The 8,864-nt window shown below is 40.9% G+C and carries 9 protein-coding genes; 2 read left to right on the forward strand and 7 right to left on the reverse strand.

Annotation, left to right across the window (positions count from 1 at the left end; genetic code table 11):
• Positions 1-343 precede the first annotated feature (343 nt).
• The 3 genes from nadA to nadB are packed head-to-tail and all read right to left on the reverse strand — an operon-like array spanning position 344 to position 3,837.
• Complete coding sequence (gene nadA, locus RTR43_RS08040; RefSeq protein WP_312470948.1) at positions 344-1,441, reverse strand: quinolinate synthase NadA; 1,098 nt, start codon at positions 1,439-1,441, stop codon at positions 344-346.
• Between the two features lies 1 nt (position 1,442).
• Positions 1,443-2,291, reverse strand: coding sequence for a carboxylating nicotinate-nucleotide diphosphorylase (nadC, locus tag RTR43_RS08045; RefSeq protein WP_312470950.1), 849 nt, complete (start codon positions 2,289-2,291; stop codon positions 1,443-1,445).
• Positions 2,260-3,837, reverse strand: a complete 1,578-nt coding sequence (nadB, locus tag RTR43_RS08050) for an L-aspartate oxidase (RefSeq protein ID WP_312470951.1) — start codon at positions 3,835-3,837, stop codon at positions 2,260-2,262. The genes nadC and nadB overlap by 32 nt, the downstream gene beginning before the upstream one ends.
• 111 nt (positions 3,838-3,948) lie before the next feature.
• Between nadB and RTR43_RS08055 the strand changes: the two genes are divergently transcribed.
• On the forward strand, positions 3,949-5,091 hold the full coding sequence (locus RTR43_RS08055) for an IscS subfamily cysteine desulfurase (RefSeq protein WP_312470953.1): 1,143 nt from the start codon (positions 3,949-3,951) through the stop codon (positions 5,089-5,091).
• 33 nt (positions 5,092-5,124) lie between these two features.
• Positions 5,125-5,661, forward strand: coding sequence for a transcription repressor NadR (locus tag RTR43_RS08060; RefSeq protein ID WP_312470954.1), 537 nt, complete (start codon positions 5,125-5,127; stop codon positions 5,659-5,661).
• Between the two features lie 35 nt (positions 5,662-5,696).
• Here RTR43_RS08060 and pheA read toward each other — a convergent pair whose 3' ends face one another.
• The 4 genes from pheA to RTR43_RS08080 all read right to left on the reverse strand — a co-directional run.
• Positions 5,697-6,542, reverse strand: a complete 846-nt coding sequence (pheA, locus tag RTR43_RS08065; RefSeq protein WP_312470956.1) for a prephenate dehydratase — start codon at positions 6,540-6,542, stop codon at positions 5,697-5,699.
• A 70-nt stretch (positions 6,543-6,612) separates the two neighbouring features.
• The gene (locus RTR43_RS08070) at positions 6,613-7,062 is read right to left on the reverse strand and encodes an ACT domain-containing protein (RefSeq protein ID WP_248736507.1); all 450 of its coding nucleotides are present in this window, start codon (positions 7,060-7,062) and stop codon (positions 6,613-6,615) included.
• Positions 7,063-7,117: 55 nt separating this feature from the next.
• Positions 7,118-8,407 carry a GTPase ObgE gene (obgE, locus tag RTR43_RS08075; RefSeq protein ID WP_312470958.1) on the reverse strand — a complete coding sequence of 430 codons (1,290 nt, stop codon included), beginning with the start codon at positions 8,405-8,407 and terminating at the stop codon, positions 7,118-7,120.
• A gap of 56 nt (positions 8,408-8,463) precedes the next feature.
• Positions 8,464-8,864: Spo0B C-terminal domain-containing protein (locus RTR43_RS08080; protein WP_312470960.1), on the reverse strand; the 401-nt coding region annotated here is incomplete at its 5' end.

Below are 8,864 nucleotides of genomic sequence, written 5' to 3' on the forward strand. Positions count from 1 at the left end.
CTTCATTGGTTACCACTTTTTCGTTTCCCCCTCGATTCCGGTCACCAATAGTCTTCATTGGTTACCACTTTTTCGTTTTGGGCCTTCACCCTGTCCGAATACGAATCTCTTATTAACTGAAAACACAATATAATCCTTTTGGTAGTTGATTGTTTTGTTTACTATGATCTCATATAGGAGACACGTCTTCTTAGTGGTAGTGATTTCTCGTCAACCTCACAATTCCAATGGATATGATGTTTTTTCATTCATTAGAGCTTTTGTCAATGAACATGATAAAAAAATGGCTATACAAACAAACTCAAGGATTTTCCCAAGTTATTTAGGTGCGAAGTTTGAGTTATTATGAAATGGTTAACATTCTTTCAAGAGCTAATTTAGCATTCTTGGCAATCTCAGGACTTACTTTAATGATATTATTTGTTTCTTCCAGTGTATCCAGGCTCCACACTAAATGTGGCAGATCAATTCTGTTCATCGTTAAACACGGACACATATGCGGATTTAACGAAATGATATGTTTATCTGGATGATTTTTGATAAGACGATTAACAAGGTTCATTTCCGTGCCAATTGCCCATGCTGAACCTAGCTCAGCCTTTTCAATCGCATTGATAATATAACTTGTTGATCCCGCCTTATCCGACAATTCCACAATCTCGCGACGGCATTCGAGATGGACGATGATGTTCATGTCTGGATATTGGCTACGAATGTCACTTACATTTTGAACAGTGAAGTTTTCATGTACAGAGCAATGCCCTTTCCAGAGAATCACTTTTATTTTTGAAACATCGCCTTCATATTCTAGGGAGTCATTAATTGGATTCCAAATGGCCATTTCATCTAAACCTACATCTAAATCTGCTGCCGTATTCCGTCCTAAATGCTGGTCTGGCAAGAATAGAATTCGTTCCTTTTTTTCAAATGCCCACTTAACCATTGTTTCTGCATTTGAGGAGGTTACGGTTGCCCCGCCATTTGCACCTACAAAAGCTTTAATCGCCGCAGTCGAATTGACATAGGTTAACGGAAGAATCGTGTCCCCAAAGATCGCTTGCAGCTTACCCCAGGCTCTTTCCGTTTGCTGAATATCCGCCATATCAGCCATCGAACAGCCCGCGCGCATATCAGGTAAAACTACCTTTTGGTTCTCGCTTGTTAAAATATCGGCTGTTTCCGCCATAAAGTGAACACCACAGAAAACAATAAATTCTGCTTCTGTATTTGCAGCCGATAATTGCGCAAGTTTTAATGAATCCCCTGTTGCGTCAGCAAACTGAATCACTTCATCTTTTTGATAATGATGTCCTGGAATAAATAACCGTGAACCAAGTTGCTTTTTCAGGTCAATTACTCTGTCTTCTAGCTCTTCACTTGACATCTGCTTGTATTTTTCAGGAATCATTATATTTCTTTGCAAAGTTGCTAAAATGTTCATCTTATTCCTCTCCTTTGTTCCATTTCACTTTGACGCTTATGTCCAGTGCTTTTACTGAATGGGTTAGGAATCCAAGGGAAATATAATCAACACCTAAATCCCCATATGCGGCCAAGTTGCTTACTTGAATTCCGCCAGAGGCTTCGGTTATTATTCCAGACGGTACTAATTTAATGAATTCCTTAATTTCCACTGGGGTGCGGTTATCAAACATGATCACATCTACCCCAGCATTAACTGCCTCAACCACCTGTTCTGCCGTCTCAACCTCAACTTCAATTTTCACCATATGGCCGGCATTTTTCCTGACGCTTTCAACAGCCCTCCAAATAGAGCCTGCAAAGGAAATATGATTATCTTTAATCATGACACCATCGTATAGTCCAAAACGGTGATTAAAGCCGCCACCGCAACGAACAGCATATTTTTCAAGCATTCGCAGTCCAGGCGTCGTTTTTCGCGTATCACAAATTTTCGTATGATCGCTATTTAGGGTGTTCACTGCCTTTTGTGTTAGTGTGGCAATTCCGCTCATCCTTTGTACAAGATTAAGGATCACTCTTTCCCCTTTTAATAGGTCAGCTATTTTTCCAGAGACGAGCGCAAGCTGTTGGCCGATTTTAATCGTTTCTCCATCCTTCACTAAAACCTGTGTTGAGATTTCATTATTTAACAGTTGAAAACCGATTTTAATAATTTCTTCGCCACAAAATACACCATCATCTTTTGCAAGAAAAACAATTTCTCCATTCGTAGAATCCGAGAAGATCAAATCGGTGGTCATATCTTGTTCTCCGATATCTTCGATAAAGAATTTCTCAAGTAGCGAGCGTAGTTTCAATGCATTCATGATTCTTCTCCATTCCTTGATCATATTTATGAATGATAGATTTCCCTAGCCAATTATGGTCGTCTTCAAACGGGTAATCACTTCTAAAGTGACCTCCACGGCTTTCTGTCCGCTTCAAGGCAGAATCTGTAATGAGATTCGCGATAATCAGCATAAAAATTTTTGACATATCCTTAGCGGAATAAGCATCTAAATTGATTTCAGCGGACTTGAATTGATCTAACCAAGCTTTCTGCCTTTTCAGATTCATTTCATTTCGAACAATTCCAACCCGTTCCATCATCGACGACTTAATTTGATGCATTTCCGGTAAAATAACCTTCTCTTGTTTTCCAGAATGATACAAATGAATCGGTTCCAGAGCTGGAGCTTCTTTTCGTGCTTCATTAAGCCATTCCGCTAATTGTTTCCCTTGATAAAGTCCCTCTAATAAGGAATTACTTGCTAAGCGATTGGCACCATGCAATCCCGTACAGGAAGCTTCCCCGATTGCATAGAGCCCATCAATCGTCGTCCGACCGATTAAATCAGTTTTAATTCCCCCCATTAAAAAATGACTTCCAGGTGCAACGGGAATTCTTCCATCCAATAACCGAATTCCATTAGCCTCACAAATAGCAGTAATCGATGGAAATCTTTTATTAAAATCTGGGATTTTACGAATATCTAAAAAAATATTTTGTCCATTTCTAAGATATTCATAGATTCTTTGCGAAACAACATGCCTTGGACCAAGATCTTTCAAGGGGTGAACGCCTTCCATGATGGGAGTTCCGTCGTCGGTAACAAGAATCGCCCCTTCTCCCCTGACTGCCTCAGAGATTAATCCCTTTGTTTCCCCGTTAATATATAAAAGAGTAGGGTGGAATTGAACAAATTCCATATCGACGATTTCCGCACCAGCTAAATAGGCCATCGCAATCCCCTCACCGCTTACCGTTTTGGCATTTGAAGTAAAGCTGAACATTTGACCACATCCGCCAGTTGCGATAATAACGTGCCTAGCGTAAAATCTTTGTATCGTTCCATCTACCGCTTTTGCTTTCACACCAATACACCGATTCTTCTCGGAATTTAGCAGTAATTCATAGGCGTAGACATTCTCTTCTACAAATGTCTTTTCCTTAAGACAATTGATCAGAAATTCCATTACATTTTTCCCGGTTGCATCTCCGCCGCCATGAACGATTCTATGCTCGCTATGTGCTCCCTCCATTCCTAAAAGCAATTCTCCATTGGGGTTTTTATCAAAAAAATCGCCTTGTCGAGACATGTCTCTAATGAGGGCTGGTGCAGCATTGATGACTTGCTGTACTGTATCTTGATTATTGTGAAACCTGCCCGCATCGAGCGTATCGGCAATATGTTTAGCTGGATGGTCATCTGCGCCCACTGCGGCTGCAATCCCACCTTGGGCAAGATACGAATTAGCCGTTCTTACTTTCTTCTTTGTGAGTATTCTCACATTTAAATCCATATTTAATTGAACAGCTAACTGTAAAGCAGCTATTCCACTTCCAATTATTAACACATCATAAGTAGTCATATTTTGATCCTCCTGGATTAACAGGTGTCTTGACATATATCTTTACATAGATTTAAACTATTTACAAGTAGTTATTTAGGAATAAATAAATGAGAATATTGGAGAATAGTAATGAAATATTTTGATTTTGCGGCAACAACTCCACTAGATTCTGAAGCGGCGGAAGTTTACGTTAAAGTGGCAACTGGATACTTTGGAAATTCGAGCAGCCTGCATGACATCGGTGGGCAAGCTCATGTCTTACTTGAAAATTGTCGTGAAGAATTGGCAAACTTTTTAGGGATTGACAAAAATGGTCTGTTTTTTACAAGCGGCGGATCTGAAAGTAATTTTTTAGCAATCGAGGCACTATTGTCTTCTCCTAAAAAGCAAGGGAACCATATTATTACAGGAATGGCTGAACACTCATCCATCCATGGTGTCCTCCATCGATTGACTGATTATCATATCACCTATCTTCCGCTTAATTCATCTGGGCTAATCGACGAAGATAAATTATTAAATTCAATCACACCAGAAACAGTATTAATCACCATTCAACATGTTAATTCAGAGATTGGGACAATCCAACCAATTGAGAACATCGCGCAAATTTGTAAAGCGCAAAACATTCATTTTCATAGCGATTTTGTTCAATCGATTGGAAAAATTGATTTAACTAGAATCGCGTCCTTAGTCAGCAGCTTTTCTTTTTCCGGCCATAAAATATATGGTCCAAAAGGCGTTGGCGGTGTTTATATTGACCCAACCATAACCTGGTGTCCATTTATCCCCGGAGGTTCACACGAAAAAGGATTTAGGCCTGGTACCATGAACGTTCCTGCGATTGCGGCGATGACGGTAGCAGCACAAAAAATCAGGCGTGGACTAGCTGAAGCCAATCAAAAGTATCGGTTACTCCGTAAAGCCTTTATTGAGGCGCTTAATCCGATAAAAGATTGGGTAACAATTTATCAATCTGAAGATGAGGCACAGCTTCCGAGTATCATAGGTCTAAGGATTTTGGGAATCGAGGGTCAATGGATGATGTTAGAATGCAATCGTTTAGGTTACGCAATTTCAACCGGAAGTGCCTGTCAGATTGGCATGCAAACCCCTGCAAAAGTCACACAAGCATTAGGCTTAAATAATGAAGAAGCGAAGGGATTTATCCGAATCTCTTTTGGAAATTCCACTACGATCGTGGATGTTGTTCGACTTGGGGAGAATATTGTTGAAATCACAAAGCAATATAAAATGGGGAATTTATGCTAGAATAAAACAACAGATTAAATCAGGAGGTACCATATGACTGAGCAAAAGAAAATTTTAGGTGAGGAAAGGAGGTCTTTCATATTACAGCTGCTAAAAGACAACCTTGAACCACTAACGGGTAGCGAGCTAGCAACTAGAACGAATGTAAGTAGACAAGTCATTGTCGGGGATATTACACTGCTTAAAGCAAGAAATGAACCGATTATCGCAACGAGTCAAGGCTATGTGTACTTAAAGCAAAACACCGGCACTCCTACAATCGAAAAAACGATTGCCTGCCGACATACACCTAAGGACACAGAGAAAGAACTTAATTTGCTAGTTGACCATGGTGTACTGGTGAAGGACGTAAAAATTGAACACTCGGTTTACGGCGATTTGACGGCATCGATCATGGTTTCAAATCGCCAAGAGGTGAAACAATTCTTGGAAAGCATTCAAAAATCAAAAGCCTCGTTATTATCAGAGTTAACAGATGGCATCCACCTTCATACCATTTCAGCATCAAACACAAAAGTATTAGATAAAGCGGAAGCAGCCTTAAGAGATGAAGGCTTTTTGATTGAATAGTAAAAGGACCCGGCACTTGACTGGGTCCTTTTCTTTTACACCATAACCGATGGATAGCTGCCTAGTATTTTCACACCGCAGCCCAATGCCTCAAGCTCTGCGATCGCCCCAGGTATCAACACCTCATCGAGCTTCATTTCTAAGTCAATGATGAAAAAGTAATTACCAATCCCTGTTTTCATTGGCCTTGATTCAATTTTTGACAGGTTTATTTTTCGCCAAGCAAAAGCTGATAACACTTGGTGGAGAGCTCCTGCCATGTCCGAAGGTAGTGTAACCATGAGCGTTGTTTTGTAATGAGAGGAACTTGTAATAGATTCAAAATCCAGGTTCATTTCTGATAGAACGAAAAAGCTAGTATGGTTATAATGGAAATCATGAATATCTTTTTGGACAATATCCAGCCCATACTCCTTCGCCGCCAATTCATTTGCAATCGCTGCTACATTCGTTTCGGGATGCTCCATTACCAACTTCGCCGCTGCCGCTGTTGATGACACACTCTCAATTGGCACCCCTTTATAACGAGTATGTAAGAACTTGTGGCACTGGGCAATGGCATGAGAATGGCTATATACCCGGCTTACCTTCTGCCAATTGTCCTTATTAGCTGGGTGTACCAACAAATGCTGTTTGATTGGGAGCGTGATTTCCCCAACGATCGGAATTTGCACGACATGGGTTAAATAATCAAGTGTAATATTCACGGAGCCTTCAAGAGCATTTTCGACAGGAACTACTGCAAGGTCTACTTCTTTATTCACTATGGCATCCATACTTTCAGGAATCGTTTGATACGGCTCAAGCTCGTATCCTGGAAAGACCTTTTTTACCGCAAGTTCGGTAAATGTTGCTTTTGGTCCTAAAAAACCGACTTTCATTCCTTCTCCACTCCTCTTTTATTGTAAAAAGAAAGCTGAGAACAGCTCTACATAATGAACAAACTGTTCACTATGCACCTGTTCCCAGCACTTCTACCTTCTCTACGAATTCAAGCTTTTTAAGTTCTGTCAGTAAATGATCAATTTCCACCGTCATATTCGAAGTGTTTAAGGATAGTGTCACATTTGCTCTGCCTTGCAATGGAATCGTTTGGTGGATGGTTAACACATTACCACCAGACGCAGCAACAACACTTAACAAATTAGACAGTGTACCCGAGCGATCTTCCAAATGAAAGAAAAGCGATATCAATTTTTCCTTCTTAATCGTTGAAAAAGGAAAAACAGTGTCTCTGTATTTATAATAGGCACTTCTGCTTAAATCAACCTTCTGAGTAGCAACGGCAATCGATTCTGCCTTGCCTCGTTCCAACATATCTTTCACTTCAATGGTTTTCAGCATCGCTTCTGGCAAAACATCCTCACGAACCAAATAAAACTTTTTATCAACGTTGTCCATTTTTATCTACCTACCTCAATCTCATCCGAAACCTTACTCAATCTCATCCGAAATCTTACTCAATAAATTCAAATTCGAATTCCAATAATTTCACGATATCTCCGTCTGTAGCTCCTCTTTGTCTTAGAGCATCATCAACTCCAAGTCCACGTAACTGGCGTGCGAAACGGCGGACAGATTCTTCTCTTGAAAAGTCTGTCATCTTAAATAGCTTTTCAACTTTTTCACCCGAGACTACAAACGATCCATCTGGTTCTCTTGTAATCGTGAACGCTTCTGGATCAGCCTCATGCTTGTAAAGAACGCGATGGATGCCGGTTTCCTCTTCTTCATGTTCAAGCGGGAATTCCGGTGTTTCCTCAATCTTATCCGCTACCGCATACAGTAACTCACGTAGCCCTTTTCTTGTCACTGCAGAGATTGGAAAAATCGGATAATCCTCATTAAGCTGCTCCTTAAACTTTTGCAAGTTTTCCTCGGCATCCGGCATATCCATCTTATTAGCAACAATAATTTGCGGCCGCTCGGTTAAGCGTAGGTTATACTCTTTTAATTCCTTATTAATGGTTAGGAAATCCTCAAACGGATCTCTGCCTTCCATTGCCGCCATATCAATCACATGGACAATGACTCTTGTCCGTTCAATATGCCGTAAAAATTGATGGCCTAGACCAACGCCTTCACTTGCCCCTTCAATTAACCCTGGAAGATCGGCCATGACAAAGCTTCGGCCATCCTCTGTTTCTACCATGCCAAGATTGGGAACAATCGTAGTAAAATGATATTCAGCAATCTTTGGCTTTGCTGAAGAAACAACTGACAACAGGGTCGACTTCCCAACACTCGGGAAACCTACAAGACCAACATCAGCTAGCAGCTTTAATTCAAGGATGACATCACGCTCTTGACCAGGCTCACCGTTTTCAGACAACTCTGGAGCTGGATTTGCCGGAGTAGCAAAGCGAGAATTTCCTCGGCCGCCGCGGCCGCCCTTTGCAATAATCGCCTGTTGTTCATGCTCTACTAAATCAGCAATCACTTCTTGTGTATCCGCATCAATAACCACCGTACCAGGTGGAACCTTGACGATCATATCCTTTGAATTTTTACCGTGCTGATTTTTGGACATACCATGCTCACCACGCGGCGCCTTGAAATGGCGCTGATAACGAAAATCCATTAACGTCCTTAGGCCTTCGGCTACTTCAAAAACAACATTGGCACCCTTACCACCATCGCCGCCGGCAGGACCACCCTTTGGAACATATTTTTCACGACGAAACGCGACCATACCATTGCCGCCGTCGCCGCCTTTTACATAAATTTTGACCTGATCGACAAACATCTTATTCCTCCCGTTTGCACTAGGAAATCAACTGATGAATCGAAGTTACACCGGTACTATAAAACTGGCATAAACACTTCTAGTGCGAGTTCACTTTCGGTGAATTCCTTGACCAGCAAATCCAAGGATTGATTTTGGTCAGTAAGAAATTCTTCAAGCTGTTCCTTGTGTTTTATTATTCCGCTAAAATCAAAAAAGAAACGAACTCCCTCAGATTGCGGTTCAATTGTAATGGATAAATGATTTTCTTGAAAGGCCTCGATTGCCTTATTCAAGCTTGAAAAAAATGACTTCGTCCAAACTGTCAAAACTAGATCATCAATCTTGATGGACTCTGAGTCAATAAGGACTTCATATTCCAGCTTAAAGGAGGGAATTTCCCAGTTGGATTTTAATACCAGCGAAGCAAACAAAGGTATATGTAAATTAGATAGCTTTGCCTCATGCTGCGCTTCGT

This window comes from Neobacillus sp. (assembly GCF_031988165.1).
Classification (GTDB): Bacteria; Bacillota; Bacilli; order Bacillales; family Cytobacillaceae; genus Neobacillus; species Neobacillus rhizosphaerae.